Here is a 15323-nt window from a genome sequence, read left to right on the forward strand (position 1 = left end):
TCCATGAAAAAGCTACTGCTGACCTTCAGTTTACTAACCGGTCTGGCTGCCTCCGGCTTTAGCCAGCAGAAAAAAGACGCATTCACGCCGGGTGAACGCTGGTATGACGAAAGCGGCGAGCTGATTAACGCCCACGGGGGCGGCTTGCTTTACGATCGTGGCACCTACTACTGGTTTGGTGAAATTCGCGGCACCAAAGCTTCCGAAGGCGTCAGCGTATACACGTCTAAAGACCTGTATCACTGGAAAAATCAGGGCGTGGCCCTGCCTAAATCGTCCGACCCCGCCAGCGAAATCGCCGTGGGTGGACTCATGGAGCGACCCAAGGTGATTTATAACCCGAAGACGAAACAGTACGTCATGTGGTTTCACCTGGAGCTGCCGGGCAAAGGCTATGACGCCGCCCGGGCTGGCGTGGCGGTTAGCGACAAAGTCACGGGTCCGTATCGCTACGTGAAGAGTTTTCGGCCCAATGGGCACATGTCGCGGGATATGACCTTGTTTGTGGATGACGACGGATCTGCCTATCACGTATACGCTGCCCGGGATAATTATGACCTGCGAATGGCCAAACTCACGGACGATTTCCTTTCCGTGACGACCCAGGATACCCTGCTTTTCAGCAAACACCGGGAGGCACCGGCCCTGTTTAAAAAAGAAGGCAAGTACTACCTCATCACTAGCGGCTGTACGGGCTGGAAACCCAACGCGGCCAGTGTACACGTCGCCTCGTCGCTGATGGGCCCCTGGCAACTGTTGGGTGACCCGATGCGTGGACCAAAGGCCAAACTAACCTTTGATGGACAATCCACGTACATCCTGCCCGTGCCGGGTAAAAAGGACGCTTTTATTTTTATGGCCGATCGCTGGAATCCCAAGGATCTTAAAGACAGCCGCTACCTGTGGCTTCCCATTCAGTTTGAAAAAGGTCAGCCGGTCATTACCTGGACGGATCGCTGGAATCTGCGTTCGACCTTTCCGAACTAATCAACGTTTTCAGAAACTAAAGGCCTATTGAGTCAGAGAAAGCACATGTTTAAATCTATTCTATTAAGTCTGGGTTTGATTGGGTTGGCCTGTACGGGCTGGTCCCAGCAACGCCCCACGGCAGACCAGGTACTCGCATCCATCGAAAAAGCGAATCAATACTGGCAGTCCACGCATCCCAAACACGGCCGGGCCTTCTGGGACAACGCGGCTTATCATACCGGAAACATGGAAGCGTATTTCCGCACGGGTAAGGAAGTGTACCGTCAGTATTCGGAAGACTGGGCTGAGCACAATGAATGGAAGGGAGCTAAATCGGCCGATTCGACCCAATGGAAATATTCGTACGGAGAAACGGATGACTACGTACTGTTTGGCGACTGGCAAATCTGCTTCCAGACCTACATTGATCTATACCGACTGAAGCCGGAGCCGCATAAAATTGCCCGGGCCAAGGAAGTGATGACGTACGAAATGAACACACCCCAGTCGGATTACTGGTGGTGGGCCGATGGGTTGTATATGGTGATGCCGGTGATGACCAAGCTGTATCAGGTAACGGGCAATCCGCAGTACCTCTCCAAGCTATACGAATACTTCACCTACGCTAACGGCATCATGTATGATCCCGCGGAAAAACTCTATTACCGCGACGCCAAATACGTGTACCCCAAACACCGGAGTACGAACGGTAAAAAAGATTTCTGGGCTCGGGGAGATGGCTGGGTTTTTGCCGGACTGGCTAAAGTATTACAGGATTTACCTAAGGATGATCCCCATCGCCAGGCGTACCTGACCCGTTTTCAGGAAATGGCCCAGGCTATTCTGAAAACCCAGCAACCCGAAGGATACTGGACGCGAAGTATGCTCGATCCGGCTCACGCTCCCGGTCCCGAAACCAGTGGTACGGCCTTCTTCACCTACGGCTTGTGCTGGGGAATCAACCACGGCTATTTACCGAAGAAAACCTATCTGCCTGCGGCCCTCAAAGGCTGGCAGTATCTGTCGAACGTAGCCCTGCAAACCGATGGGAAAGTGGGTTATGTACAGCCCATTGGCGAAAAAGCTATACCGGGACAGGTGGTAGATGCCAATTCTACGGCCAATTTTGGCGTAGGAGCTTTCCTGCTCGCGGGTTGCGAACTCCATCGTTTACTCTCGAAAAAACCAGACGCCATCGCTCACTGATTTTGAGTAGTACCGATAAATAGTTTCCAATGGCTTTACCGACGCGGGTGAAGCCATTTTTTAGCACTTTAGTGACGAAAGGCATCACTACCCACGTAAGTAAACCGACCATACAGGCCGCCGTGATCAATAATCGAAGTACGATAGGGAAATCTTTAACAAAAGGACCGACGGTGAAGGCTAGAAACAGACTCGTGGGAAACACCCCACACAGGGTAGCCAGGGCCATTTTCCAGCGGGGTGGGGCACCCGGTGACCGAAACCACGCCTCCAGGCCGTTGAGTTGTCGGTACACGGGATCTTCGGTTAACGTAGAGGCATAGGCTTCCCAGTCTTTAAACCGTTGGGAGCTGTAAAAGGCATCGCGTTCTGCTTCATCGGCGAAGGTTCGCAAAATGCCGATTTCACCAGTGTCGGGTAAGGAGGTAAGCATGGCGGCTCCGTGAACGCCCCCGTGTGAAAAAGATTCACCTAAAAAACGGCGTAACGATTCGCGAAATTCGGCTTCTTTTCCCGGACGTACTTTACGGGTAATGGCAACGTGGATAGGCATCGGGTTTCGGTAGGAATTGAGGGCTTTAGCGAACGTTAAGATAAACGTTGTACACAAAAATACGGGCAAAGCCTATCTTTTCCGGCAGCAGTTTCCTTCGTTTATTGACTCAACAAATGGCTGAAAAAGCTTCGTATGTCTTCTGCCAGGGCTTCGGGAATTTCCCATTCGGGAAAATGACCACCCCTTTCCATCACCGTCCACTGTTGAACATCATAGAAACGTTCCGCCCAGCGACGCGGTGCGGGTACGGTGATGCCATCCCGAAGCGGCATGGCAATGGCGGTAGGTACCTGCACCCGTCCCGACAGGCCCGGATCGCGGGCGGCTTCGTGGTAGAGTCGAATGGAGCCCGCTCCGCCCTGAGCAAACCAGTGCAGGGTAATGGTGTCCAACAGCTTATCCCGGCCAAAGTGTTGATCCAGATCTTCCGTATCACCCCACCGCTGAAACTTTTCAAGGATCCAGCTGGCTAGTCCCGCTGGAGAATCAGTTAAGGCGGGCAACAGCGTTTCCGGGCGTTGGGCCTGCAGGCGAGCATACGCCGTTTCCCTTTGAGCCCAGATAGCCACCTGCTGCTGATACGTTTTTTCTTCTTCCGTCAGATCACCTGGTAATGGATTCAGAAAGGGCGTAATCCCGCTGCGATGCAACCCAATCAGACGTTCGGGGTATTTGAGTCCAATCTGTTGCTGTACCAACGCACCCTGGTCGGAGCCTCGGGCGGCAAAACGTTCATAGCCCAGTACCTCAACCATCAGCTTCACGACCAGATCGGCCACGCGGGCAAAATTCATTCCGTGTTCCGTAGGTAGTTCCGAAAAGGCATAACCGGGCAAACTCACGGCAATAACATCAAAATGCAAGGCATCTGCTCGGGCGGGATGCGTGAGCAAGGGAATAAAGTCGAGTACCTGCACAAAGCTACTCGGCCAGCCCTGCATCAGGAGGAGCGGTACGGCATTGGGAGAGGCAGCTTTAGCATGAATGAAATGAAGAGTGACCCCATCCACTTCAGCCCGATAATGAGGAAAGGAATTAAACCACTGTTCGCGTTGCCGCCAGTCGTAACCGTCTGCCCAATAGTTCAGCAGATTTCGTAAGTAAGTAGGATCAGTACCTTCCGTCCAACTGGCATTCTGCAGGGGAGTGGGTAGGCGGGTATGGACCAGACGTCGTTTCAAGTCCTGAAGGTCTTCCTCGGGAATTTCAATACGGTAGGGTTGAAGGTGCATACGGTTGCGTTGATTACAGGTAAGACGGGGGCGTATCCATTAAGGTCGCTAAAACATCGATGGCTTGGCGTACTACTTCTTTATCCGCCGCCGAAAAGCGTTCGTTCATCTGATTTGCTAGCCAGGTTTCCCGTTCCCGTCGCGAATCCAGAACTTTTTTTCGACCCGTTTCCGTCAGCGATATCAGGGTCTTCCGACCGTCCGTAGGTGATGGTTTGCGGGAAATGTAGTGCAGGGTTTCCAATTGATGAAACACTTGAGAAATGTACTGCGAAGAGATATTGAGTCGCGTACAGAGTTCAGAAGGCAGTAGTTCCGCTTGTAAGGTCAACTGATACAGCACATTTTGGGCAGCGACTGATAGTTGTTCTTCGTTACTAATCTGTTTTTGCAACTGCCGATACAGGCTAACGACCAGCTTTCGAAGGTCATGGGCTAAATTTTCGTCTGAATTCATTTATTTATCAAAGTAAACTTTGCAAAATTAACTTTGATAAATGAATAGCATAGAGCCACATATATTATTTTATGCTGGAGAATCGATAAGTCTGATTTACGCAGCATAAGAAATAAAAGATGTACCGCCATTGGATGCAATGCCTTCATTAAGATCGGTGAGGATTTTTTGCCTGGCTTTTGATAAATTCAGATACGTGTGCCTGCCTTTCTTCTCCTTACTTAGACCGTTGCAGCGGTATTGGCACTTGTTTTTAGTAATCAAACGAAAACAACCTTTGCATATCTATGAAAACCGCTGGACTCCTTTTAATCGTTGTTGGTGCCATCATGTTAGTATGGACCGGGTTCTCCTTCACCAAAAAAGAAAAAGTACTGGATATTGGTCCGCTGGAAGTATCGGCTGATAAAAAAGAAACGGTCAACTGGCCTCCTTACATCGGAGCAGTTTTGGTCGTGGGAGGCATTGCCGTATTTGCAATGTCCAGACGTAGAGCGTAAGGAAGCAGTCATTGCCTGCACGAGTAACGCCCTTGCAGGTAAGAAAAAGTGGTAGCATCGGAAGACGCTACCACTTTTTTTGTTTTATGAACTTGTGTATTGCTAAGGAATCAAAAGTGATTCTGGTAGATTGAGGTTTGTAGTATTGAAAAAGCGAAGCCACTAGGCAAACCTTCGCTACCTTCGTATTTTACTAAAACGCGTACCGTGGAGATTGAAGAAATACTGGATCGGATTGATCCCATGCCGCAGCCTTTCCAGCAAAAACTTATTCAGGAGCTAAAACTAATCACTGTACCGAAAGGGCATTTGCTGATGAGTGCCGATCGACTAGCCGATCAGGTGTATTTTATAAAAAAAGGCGTAGTACGGGCGTATGTGCTGCATCAGGAACGGGAAGTTACGTTCTGGTTCGGACAGGAGGGAGATATTGCCATGTCGATGAACAGCTTTACCATTCGTAAAGCAGCTTTTGAATTTCTCGAAGCCTTGGAAAGTACGGAGGTATACGCCATTTCTATTGAAACATTGCAGGACTTGTACCGTCAGGATATTCACCTGGCCAACTGGGGCAGAAAATTTGCGGAATCCGAATTACGACTGGCGGAGGAACGTTTTACGGCTCGTCAATTCAAAACTGCCCGGGAGCGGTACGAGGATTTTCTCAATAATTACCCCGGACTGCTTCAACGGGTACAGTTAGGCTATATCGCATCGTACCTGGGCATCTCGCAGGTTAGCTTGAGCCGAATTCGTATGAAGCCAGTGGGATTAACTTCTTCTCCCAGAGGGTGACGGAAGGAACGGTTTCGACCCAACCTAGAAAAATTTCTTCGTACAGTGGGTCTTCAACCCAACCCGCTTTTTTTAACATTTGTAAAAAAGTTTAATCATGGCCAGCTTCTAGTTTTGCGGTTACACCCCGAAAAGGTGTTTTATGTACCTTCTTTATATTTCCCATGAAGCAACTGCTGGTTAGTAGCCTTTTTTTATTTTCCTCACTGCTGGTTTCTGCCCAAACGAAATCTTCTATGCAATGGCTTAATCCCCCCAAACAGTGGAGCGGTGATGCTCAGAAATTATCCCTGACGGTGGAACCAAACACCGATTTCTGGCGGATCACCCATTATGATTTCATCCGCGATTCCGGACCTTTTTATTATCAGGAACTAACGGGCGATTTTGAGGCCAGCGTGAAAGTCACCGGGCAGTACCGGGAGCTTTTTCACCAGGCCGGACTGATGGTGCGTATCGACGCAAAAAACTGGATCAAAACGGGCATTGAGTACGTCGATGGGGTACAGAATGTCAGTGCAGTGGTAACCCGTGAGTTTTCAGACTGGTCAGTGGTACCGCGGCACGACAGCCCAGCCTCCCTTTGGTTAAAATTACTCCGCAAAGGGGATTACGTTCAAATCGAATACTCCTTTGATAATCAGAAGTTTGAAATGCTCCGATTGGCGTATTTTCCTCCCGGTGTTAAAGCTCAGATTGGTATGGTAGCAGCGGCCCCGGGTAAAGAGAGCTTTCCAGTCGTCTTTGAAAATTTCGTGGTTAAACCCGTTCAGAAATAGGGGTAACAGCGAGCGTGCTAAGTACAAAAAGTCATGAAAACAGAAAAAGAAAAAATGCTGGCGGGAGAGCTGTACAACGCTCTGGACCCCGAATTAACGGCGGAACGAACGCGAGCCCGGCTGTTACTGAAAGCCCTCAATGAATCACGGGAAGATGAACCCGAATCGCGAGCCCAAATTATGCAGGAATTGTTGCCCCAGGCGGGCCCCGGACTCAATATTCAGCCGCCATTCTACTGCGATTACGGAACGAACATTGAGATCGGTGAAAACGTATTTTTTAACTTCGATTGCACCGTACTGGATGTAACCCCGGTTCGCATCGGAGCCCGTACCCTATTTGGCCCTAACGTACAGATTTACGCGGCCACGCATCCCATGGACGCTCGGGTACGGGCGGAAGGACTGGAAAGTGGCAAGCCCATTTCCATTGGAGAAGATGTCTGGGTGGGTGGTAGCGTGGTCATTTGCCCCGGTGTGCACATTGGCGATCGTTCGGTTATTGGAGCGGGTAGCGTAGTTACGCGTGACATTCCTTCCGACGTGTTTGCCGCCGGGAATCCCTGTCGGGTCATCCGACCTCTGGATGCACCGGTTTAAAAAAACGTTAGAAATATTGAAAAGCAGTGGATCATTCCACTGCTTTTTTAATTAAAAAATAAGCCTGTTCAGGTTCTGACTTCTTGGATCTGGTCTAGCCCCTATTCGGTGGCGTTCGACTAAAAAGGCATCCAGTTTATTGAACCTCTTGCGATTCCAGCGATTGAATAATGAGCGATTTAAGTCCCGTGAGCAAATGATCTTTCGCTTCGGCGTAAGACACCCCGTACTTACGATCCACGTGATGCAACGTTTCAGGAAAAGCTTCGAGTAAGCGTTCGTAATACGCATCCAGTTCCTCCGGTCCCGGCATCTGGTAGCGTAAGGTCAGCTGAAAACGTCTTCTGAGGGCCGGATCGATTACTTCCAGGTGATTGGTAGCGGCCACGAGCAAGGCTGTGTCGGGCAGGTAGTCGATCAATTGAATGAGCGAGTTAACCAGCCGTCTCATCTCCCCGACATCCTTATCATCCCGGATTTTGCCCAGGTGATCAAATTCGTCGAGGAACAGAATAGCCTTATCCCGTAAGGCCCGGTCAAAGGCCGCCTTGACATGCCCCGCCGTCTCACCAATTTTGGCGGAGACAACCGTACTCAAATCCAGAATATACAGGGGTTTATGCAGGGCGGAAGCCATGGCTTTGGCCGTGCTGGTTTTTCCACACCCGGTGCTGCCCGCCAGCATCAGCTTGTTGGTCACCGGAAGGTTGTACTTGCGGAGTTCCTCCACATACTTGTATTCTTTAATGACTTGCTGAAGGTACTTGCGGTTCGTTTCATCCAGTCGAATATCCTGCCAATCAATTTTTTCTTTGTCGTGAATCAGTACATCCCATGCATTCATGCCGTAACGCTTGTGTTCGGGGCCTTAGCTTACCCTTGTTTCTGTTTCGCGAAGGTACTTCCTTATTGAGGAGAATACGTTTGAAAAGGTTTAAGGTTTGAATAGTTTAACGTTATAAGTAGCAGGTTGAAGGAAAACCAAGTCATACAGGGGCAGCGTGTAACCGTTTGCAGGTTTGTCGTCCGAAAAAAATCTCCAGGCTGCACCGTATGCACAACCTGGAGAACGGGGGCTCTCTGAAAGCAAAGGTCTTTAGAACAAACGCTCGTAAGCCGGTGGCATTTTAGTAAGCGGTTTGATGCGAATATCCCGGAAGAAAACCTCAGCGGCCTCACTCTGTAGCTGCAGTTTACCCTTCGTCATCGGAACTTCCTTTCCTTCAGGCGTTATGTAACGGGAATTTTGAAGGATCATCACCACGTGGCCATTTACGATATGAAGGCTTTTACCTTCGAAACAAATTAATTCAAGCGTCGTCCATTCATTGTTGGGACTTTCGTAATTACCCGAACGCATGCAAAAGCCATCGCCCCCTTGTTTTAGCGTGCCAAAGGGTTGTTTTTCGTCGGCAATCCGGCTCATACTCCCTTCCGATGGATACGAACGGATATCAATGGCGGAGTTGGCCTGACACCAGAAATCGCCCATGTGTCCTTCCATAATCTGAAATTCCTGGGAGAGCATCCAGGTTCGCCAATAATCAGCCCCCGCTTCTCCAATGGAATGGTAAAGGATACCGGAATCTTTGAGCAAATTCATACGCGGCACGTACTTCTTCTGGCCCCATTTCACCTGAAGTTTCAAGTGATAGTTTTCGTAGGACTGCCGCGAAATCAGGCAGCCATACAGCTCTCCACTAACCCTTAATACCGGACCGCCCTTTTCATTAATCACCGAAAATACCTTCAATGAATCCTTGTCATACCCAACCGGAGCGATCGGATTACCAGCCGCATCTTTCGGTACTTTTCCATTATAACCAGGCTTATGTGCGTAGCTCAGATAGCTTTGCCATTGGGATAGATTTTTATCTAAAAGTGGAGTCCATTCGTCTGCCATTTTCAGGGATGAAAATAGAATCAGGAGTGTAAAGCACGTTATCTGTAGGAAGATCTGTTTCATAAGGATAGGATGTTTAGTCCGTTACAGAAACAAAAGTACAGGTCTGCTTTTAGCCCGTAATTGTAAAAATCCATTATCTATCGGTAGATTTACCGGCAGGCTCTGGCTTTATGAAACGCTACATTTTACACACGCCCTTTAGTATCTATCACTTCGAAGCTCACACCTGGATGCACTCCGTCCATAAGCACACGTACTTTGAAATCATTTTCGTATTGAAAGGAAAGGGCATTCATCACATCAATGGCAACACCTTTCCCTATCAGGACGGCGACGTTTTCCTGTTGGGGCCGGAGGATTTCCATTCGTTTGAAATCGAGGCGTTGACCGAATTCAGTTTTGTCCGTTTCAATGAATCGATTCACAAAGAACATCCTTCCGACAAAGATCGTCCGTGGCAACCCGTGATTCGAACGTTACTGACGACCTCCTCGCAAAGTCGGGGGTCGCTGGTCGTGGATAAGCAGGAGAAACAGAAGTTACACCAGTTACTGGCGGTATTGGAAGCCGAATCGGCGAACGATCAATTGCCTTATTTTGAGATCATTCGGGATAGTTTAATGCGAAGTATGCTGATGATTCTGGCTCGTAACTTATTCAGGGAGACCCCCGCCAAACCAGTACTGAAAGATTCGGTGGAGGCCATTCTCGGCTACATTAAACAACATATCTATCAGCCCGAAAACCTGAGTATCGAGCATCTCGCCCGGACGTTTCATTATGCTCCCGCGTACATCAGTCTTTTATTTAAGAAACAAACGGGAGAATCACTCAAACAATACATTGTCAAGCACAAGATCAAGCTCATCGAGGCCCGCCTGCTGTACAGTCAGCTTAGTCTGAAAGAAATTGCGGATGAGTTTGGCTATACTGATGAAAGCCATTTTTGTAAACAGTTTAGAAAATACACCGGAACAACGCCAACGCTGTTTCGGAAGCGGGACTGACCAGAGAATGATTACCGTGCACGCATGTTCTTTTTGAAAATCTGCACTAGTAAAAGGGACCTCATGATCCAAACTCAGGGATATATCTACCCAAGTACCAGCTTGGATTACTTTTTATAGTAAAGTTCTGAAACAGTTGTTTGAGTTTATTTATTGCCAATTCCAATTCGTACCTGATTCCTGCTTCATCGTTCCTATGAAACATTTACATCTCTGGCTGAAAACGTTGTTGTTAGTAGGCTCCACCAGTTTCCTCACCACTGAGGCTCAAACCGTACAGCTTACGATTACGAATCTTAAATCGACCGATGGACAGATTCTATTGGCAGTATTTAAGGACCAGCAGGGTTTTAAAGATGAAAAACCGGTTTCGCGGCACCGCTTCCCCAAGTCCTCGCTGACGAACGGCACGCTCAAAGTATCCCTGGACTTGCCACCGGGTACTTATGGATTAGCCTTGGTTGATGATGCCAATAAAAACGGGAAAATGGATAAAAATATGCTCGGTATACCCAAAGAGGGGGTAGCCTTCTCTAATTTTTATCTCTCCGGTATGAGCAAGCCTACGTTCGATGACTTCAAATTTGAGGTAAAAGGTGCCTCGATGAATCTGAACTGTAAAATGCGAAACTTCTGAACACTCAGTAGAGTAGGGGATACAAAAAAGCGGGTAGCCGGTTTATACCAACTACCCGCTTTGATTAGGAAAACACTTATTCATTCGTTCTTGGGAAACCAAAAGTCAGGCCCACATTCACCGCCCAGAGTCGGTTAGGGTTCTGCCAGTTGATATTAGTGGTTGAACCAATGGTTGTACGGCCATTTTTATTACCGAACAAGAGATGATAACTTCCTTCGGCAAATACGCCGATTCCTCCAAAAGACAAAGCAACGCCTGCCTTCGGGGCTGCTCCAAAACGCGTATCTTTCTGCTTAGCCACCTGTTCTCCCTGAAAATCAACTTTTACCGTTCTTAGATAGGCTCCGGCTTCCACGCCCAGGTAGGGGCGAATGAACCCATCCGTCAGGTAATATTCAAACATACCAGTTAAGGGAACAATGGATCCCTTGTTTCTGAGGTTCACACCCAGCGACTGGTGTTCGTCGTAAGCCAGCCCCAGGTATTTCGCCGAGACGCCCAGGGCCACTCTGGGACTAAAATACATTTTGGCCGCTATCCCTACGCCGGGTTTTACCTTGGCATCATCGAGCGTAGAAGTGACGCCAGTACCGTGAATGGAAAAGGCTACCTGAGCATGGGATCTTTGACTCAGACTTAGAAGAAATAAGCTGAGGAACAGGCCGTAAAATAGTGATTGGGTTTTCATGGATTTGACGGGTAGATTGAATAAATCACTGGGATGGCAGGTGGATTATACTGAAAAAGAACGTTAGCCTCATTTTCGGTCAGGCTTCTCGAAAGCAAGATGGTAGAAAAAATCAGCCCAGGGATCGCTCTTCCAAAGACTTGCAATCGTAATGGGTTTGATCTTCAGGCGATGCTCATGGGATCGTACTTTTCGATACAATGGAGATTGCCTTTTTTTTTGATCTGTTTTCATGGTCGTACGAAAAGGGGCAGTTGGATGGCTACGTCATTAGGAGATATATCTACTAATTGTTGTAGAAGTAGGTTGGATTAGGATGAGTGCTACAAAAAAGTACGGGGAATTTAGGAATGAATATAAACGCTATCTAAATAGTTGTACATAAAGGGCGTTTTTCCCAGGATTTGTAATACTTCCAGCGTCTGTTCCTGCCGGGTAAAAAGCCTTAATACGCATTCAGGATCGTTCTGATCCAGCGTCCAGCGGCAAATGAGCGTACTGTTTTTGAGAAACCGATGCAAGTTCTGCTGATCGGCCTCGGTTTGAATAGTTGTTGAAAAGATATACAAATACATCGCCTTAAGATTACGCTGCTTCTCACATGTAGTAAACCCTAGATCTTTCAAACCCGATCATTCGAGTACCGCAGTTCCGTTGGATACGACTTTGTACAGAGCTATGCTGCAAAAATAACGGTCCATTTGGTAGATATATCCCCGATATTAAAATATCGACGATGGCTTCAAATAAATAAGTGGATTTTGGGAATATATCTACTCAACTTGCTGAAATGGGTAGAGTGAAGTTCTAATCCGCTAACTGTCGTTCGTACAATGCGTGCATCTTCTTGAGCGTCTGATTCAGCTGATCGAGTTCGTCTGTACTCAATTCTTTAGCCAGGAAATCATCGAATCGGCTGGCAGTGCTAAAAGCCATTTCAACAACCAGTTTGCCCTTATCAGTTAGCCTGATCAATTTCTTACGTTTATCTGCGGTATCTGCGAGTGTCTGTACGTACCCATCTCGTTCCAGTACCTGTAGGGAGCGGCGTACACTGGATTTATCCCGTTTGATGAGGGTTGCAATGTCCTGCTGCGACAAAAGGGAATCACCCGCCAGATGAACAATAGCTAATACAGGAACCTGATCAAACTGGAAAGTAAAGCCTCTACGAATGTACTCACGGTCCAGCAACCTTACCATGAGCATATTGACCATATTGAATGAAATGGCGACGGAATTTCCTAATTGAGATTCTAGGTTGGTAACGATTATATCTTCAGTAAGCTTTTTCATGTAAGCAGGCTCGTTTCGTCAAAATTAATAGAATATGTTACGGTTGTACCGCTCAGAAGCTACAACTTACTGACTCAGTATCTGTTAAAATAACTATTGTTGTCTAGATAATGATTATAGTAACATTGAGTATAAAATAAGATAAATATATGTTTCATAATTATGCTTATGTTAAGCAGAATTGATAAGAAATGGAGTATAGTCTACGAAATCGGGCCTTACTCCTACCCTGTTCGTTTCAAAACCATAGTAAACGCTTTATTGTCTTAATCAATGTCAATGACTTGGCAAAAAGGTTCTATATCCCTTATATTTAACCCTTCTTTACGTGTTATCGGGTCGAATTAATGAATCATATTCTCTTTTCTAACCTTAGAAAAAACGCTTACTTCGAAGACAGGTCCGTTCGTGAACTCATCAAGCCGGGACTTATTTTATCCTTTTTTTTGATTAATGGTTATATTCTGACTGCCCGCATCATGGAAGGTCAATGGAAGATGAATCCCGTTAACCTGGTCCTCTCCCAGATTTTTCTGCTGCTGCTCTGTAGTTCAGTGTGGGTTCTCATATTGATTATTTTTCATGAGCCAAAAATTCCCAAAACCTGGCAAAAAGCTGTGGTTAGTTTCGTGGGAAGTGGACTCACTTCTATCTTGTTCTACTATACTTTTAATGGTCTGGCTGAGGATTACCCTTTAAAACCCTTAAGTACTTATCCGCTGTATTGGGCTTTATTTCGTTTGTTTAATCGCGGCCTGGCGATTTGGCTGTTTTTTTATCCACTTGCCTATTTTTATATGAAGCAGAAAGAATGGCTGGATTCAAACTTACAAATTGAAGCCGTGAAGAGTCAACAGCTTACCGCTCAGATCAAGCTGTTACAACAGCAGATGACACCCCACTTTTTATTTAATTCATTAAATGTATTGAAATCAGGGAATAAGGACGACTGGACTAAAAAATATATTGTCGAATTAAGTAAAATTATTCGTTATCAACTATACGGAAACAGTCATAAACAGAGTCTGATTACTCTGCTTCAGGAGTTGCAATTCGTTGAGTCCTACATCTACCTATTGAAAGAGCGTTTTGAAGGAAAGCTGGAAGTAACTATGCGGATAAGTGAGGAGGTCTGGAAAGCAAAAATTCCTCCTTATACGTTGCAAACTCTGGTAGAAAATGCGATGAAGCCTTATAGTATGTCCAGCAAGCAACCCTTACGCATTGAGATTTATGATGAGTTAGATTACATTATTGTAACGAGTGATTACCAGTACAAGGAAGATTCAGAAAAGGCTCGTCAAACGATCGCCGACACCGCTCTTGAAAATATTCAGGAGCGATACCAATTGATACATGATCGCACTCTGGAGATTACTCAGCAAAATGACCGTTTTATAGCTAAAGCTCCTCTGATTTTCGAACCTTTAATACACGAATCCTTGATTGATAATGGTAGTTAGGGTGATTAAAAGGTTTTATATTTTCATTTAAAAAATAGGTCATTCCTTCCAGACGGCTCTGTCATTTTTACTTACCAAGCAAGCACATACGAAAGGGGTTTTAAGTAGCTGTAATTTTACAATACATCAGTATGGAAAGTTCATTTCTCTCCTTCTTCAGAGATAACAAGTATATAAAGGATGGTTCTGCCCGTGAACTGATTAAGCCGGGAATTATCTTCTGTTTTCTTTTAATTTACGTTTATGCATTGCCCCTGCGTTTTCCTCACGATTGGCAGCGTGACCCCGTAAATTTGCTGGTTTCACAGTTTTTTCTTTTCCTGATGTGTTGCAGCAGCTGGTTGGCCATTCTGTACATTCTTCATGAACAAAGTATACCCCAAGTCTGGCAGAAAATTTTAGCTAGTGCTTTAGCCTGCCTATTTATTTCCATTGGTTTCCATTACGCTTTCCATTCCCTAGGTGAGATTTACACAGCAAGATCTTTGGAAAGCTACCCCTTGCCATGGGCCTTATTTCGGTTGTCACTTAGAGGCCTAATGATGGTTTCTTTTCTCCTACCGTTCGCTTATTTTTACGTGAAGCGTAGAGATGTGATGCTGGCTAAGATTCAAATAGAGCAAGCTAAAAATGAAAAGCTTACTGCTCAACTGATAGTATTACAACAGCAGATGACACCCCACTTTCTGTACAATTCATTGCAGGTGTTGGGATCAGGTAATGGTGATGACTGGACCAAAAAATACATTGCAGAATTAAACAAAGTAGTTAGTTATCAGCTTCAAGATCACGATCAGAATAGTTTGATTTCTGTTGCGGATGAATTACAGTTTGTGGAATCTTATGTCTATATCTTACAGGAACGTTTTGAAGGAGCCTTACGCATTGCCTTTCGTGTCAGTGAACAGGCTAGACAAGCCAAAATTCCGCCGTATGCCTTGCAAACCTTAGTGGAGAATGCAATCAAACATAACATTATGTCCTCTGGCAAACCATTATCCGTTGAAATCTTTGACGAACAGGATTATATCGTAGTCAGAAATAACTATCAGCCCAAAGTCGATTTTGAAAATGACTTCCAGACTGGATCAGGTATTGGTTTAAAAAATATACAGGAACGTTATCAATTGCTGGCCGACCGCTCTATTGTTATCGCTCAACAGGATAATTATTTTACTGCGAAAGCTCCTTTACTAGTAGATAGCACTTCTTCTTATAAATAAACTACG

General features: G+C 46.3%; 18 protein-coding genes. 10 read left to right on the forward strand and 8 right to left on the reverse strand.

Annotated elements, in window-relative coordinates:
• Window positions 1–3: 3 nt before the first annotated feature.
• Window positions 4–987 (forward strand): glycoside hydrolase family 43 protein, encoded by a 984-nt coding sequence (locus BWI93_RS02185; protein ID WP_094808529.1) that lies wholly within the window; start codon window positions 4–6, stop codon window positions 985–987.
• Window positions 988–1032: 45 nt separating this feature from the next.
• The gene (locus BWI93_RS02190; protein ID WP_094808530.1) at window positions 1033–2175 is read left to right on the forward strand and encodes a glycoside hydrolase family 88 protein; all 1143 of its coding nucleotides are present in this window, start codon (window positions 1033–1035) and stop codon (window positions 2173–2175) included.
• Here the strand turns inward: BWI93_RS02190 and BWI93_RS02195 are convergent.
• From BWI93_RS02195 to BWI93_RS02205, 3 genes are all read right to left on the reverse strand, one after another.
• Entirely contained in the window at window positions 2084–2728 is a 645-nt protein-coding gene (locus BWI93_RS02195; protein ID WP_094808531.1) for an antibiotic biosynthesis monooxygenase, read from the reverse strand. The genes BWI93_RS02190 and BWI93_RS02195 overlap by 92 nt on opposite strands.
• A 101-nt stretch (window positions 2729–2829) precedes the next feature.
• Window positions 2830–3963 carry an epoxide hydrolase family protein gene (locus BWI93_RS02200; protein WP_094808532.1) on the reverse strand — a complete coding sequence of 378 codons (1134 nt, stop codon included), beginning with the start codon at window positions 3961–3963 and terminating at the stop codon, window positions 2830–2832.
• Between the two features lie 13 nt (window positions 3964–3976).
• Window positions 3977–4420 (reverse strand): MarR family winged helix-turn-helix transcriptional regulator, encoded by a 444-nt coding sequence (locus BWI93_RS02205; protein WP_094808533.1) that lies wholly within the window; start codon window positions 4418–4420, stop codon window positions 3977–3979.
• A gap of 287 nt (window positions 4421–4707) precedes the next feature.
• On the opposite strand from BWI93_RS02205, the gene BWI93_RS02210 reads away from it, so the two are divergent.
• The 4 genes from BWI93_RS02210 (at window position 4708) to BWI93_RS02225 (ending at window position 7094) form a co-directional block, all read left to right on the forward strand.
• Window positions 4708–4920 carry a hypothetical protein gene (locus tag BWI93_RS02210; RefSeq protein ID WP_094808534.1) on the forward strand — a complete coding sequence of 71 codons (213 nt, stop codon included), beginning with the start codon at window positions 4708–4710 and terminating at the stop codon, window positions 4918–4920.
• Between the two features lie 207 nt (window positions 4921–5127).
• A complete protein-coding gene (locus BWI93_RS02215; RefSeq protein WP_094808535.1) occupies window positions 5128–5715 on the forward strand; it encodes a Crp/Fnr family transcriptional regulator in 588 nt (195 codons plus the stop codon).
• A 236-nt stretch (window positions 5716–5951) separates the two neighbouring features.
• A complete protein-coding gene (locus BWI93_RS02220) occupies window positions 5952–6494 on the forward strand; it encodes a DUF1349 domain-containing protein (protein WP_094808629.1) in 543 nt (180 codons plus the stop codon).
• Window positions 6495–6527: 33 nt separating this feature from the next.
• Complete coding sequence (locus BWI93_RS02225; protein ID WP_094808536.1) at window positions 6528–7094, forward strand: sugar O-acetyltransferase; 567 nt, start codon at window positions 6528–6530, stop codon at window positions 7092–7094.
• 136 nt (window positions 7095–7230) lie between these two features.
• Here BWI93_RS02225 and BWI93_RS02230 read toward each other — a convergent pair whose 3' ends face one another.
• Both BWI93_RS02230 and BWI93_RS02235 read right to left on the reverse strand, forming a co-directional pair.
• Complete coding sequence (locus tag BWI93_RS02230) at window positions 7231–7938, reverse strand: AAA family ATPase (RefSeq protein WP_094808537.1); 708 nt, start codon at window positions 7936–7938, stop codon at window positions 7231–7233.
• Between the two features lie 252 nt (window positions 7939–8190).
• Entirely contained in the window at window positions 8191–9060 is an 870-nt protein-coding gene (locus BWI93_RS02235; RefSeq protein ID WP_094808538.1) for a DUF1080 domain-containing protein, read from the reverse strand.
• 110 nt (window positions 9061–9170) lie between these two features.
• Here BWI93_RS02235 and BWI93_RS02240 point away from each other — a divergent pair, with 110 nt between their 5' ends.
• Window positions 9171–10007: an AraC family transcriptional regulator gene (locus BWI93_RS02240; protein WP_094808539.1), complete on the forward strand. Its 837-nt coding sequence runs from the start codon at window positions 9171–9173 to the stop codon at window positions 10005–10007.
• A 196-nt stretch (window positions 10008–10203) separates the two neighbouring features.
• Window positions 10204–10644, forward strand: coding sequence for a DUF2141 domain-containing protein (locus BWI93_RS02245; protein ID WP_141217323.1), 441 nt, complete (start codon window positions 10204–10206; stop codon window positions 10642–10644).
• A gap of 76 nt (window positions 10645–10720) precedes the next feature.
• Here BWI93_RS02245 and BWI93_RS02250 read toward each other — a convergent pair whose 3' ends face one another.
• The 3 genes from BWI93_RS02250 to BWI93_RS02260 form a co-directional block, all read right to left on the reverse strand.
• A complete protein-coding gene (locus tag BWI93_RS02250; protein WP_094808541.1) occupies window positions 10721–11335 on the reverse strand; it encodes an outer membrane beta-barrel protein in 615 nt (204 codons plus the stop codon).
• 344 nt (window positions 11336–11679) lie between these two features.
• Complete coding sequence (locus BWI93_RS02255) at window positions 11680–11910, reverse strand: hypothetical protein (RefSeq protein WP_094808542.1); 231 nt, start codon at window positions 11908–11910, stop codon at window positions 11680–11682.
• A gap of 232 nt (window positions 11911–12142) precedes the next feature.
• On the reverse strand, window positions 12143–12631 hold the full coding sequence (locus BWI93_RS02260) for a MarR family winged helix-turn-helix transcriptional regulator (RefSeq protein WP_094808543.1): 489 nt from the start codon (window positions 12629–12631) through the stop codon (window positions 12143–12145).
• Between the two features lie 347 nt (window positions 12632–12978).
• On the opposite strand from BWI93_RS02260, the gene BWI93_RS02265 reads away from it, so the two are divergent.
• Window positions 12979–14094, forward strand: a complete 1116-nt coding sequence (locus tag BWI93_RS02265; protein ID WP_094808544.1) for a sensor histidine kinase — start codon at window positions 12979–12981, stop codon at window positions 14092–14094.
• Between the two features lie 131 nt (window positions 14095–14225).
• A complete protein-coding gene (locus BWI93_RS02270; RefSeq protein WP_094808545.1) occupies window positions 14226–15317 on the forward strand; it encodes a sensor histidine kinase in 1092 nt (363 codons plus the stop codon).
• Window positions 15318–15323 lie beyond the last annotated feature (6 nt).

The organism is Siphonobacter sp. BAB-5385, from assembly GCF_002261125.1.
In the GTDB taxonomy this organism is placed as follows: domain Bacteria; phylum Bacteroidota; class Bacteroidia; order Cytophagales; family Spirosomataceae; genus Siphonobacter.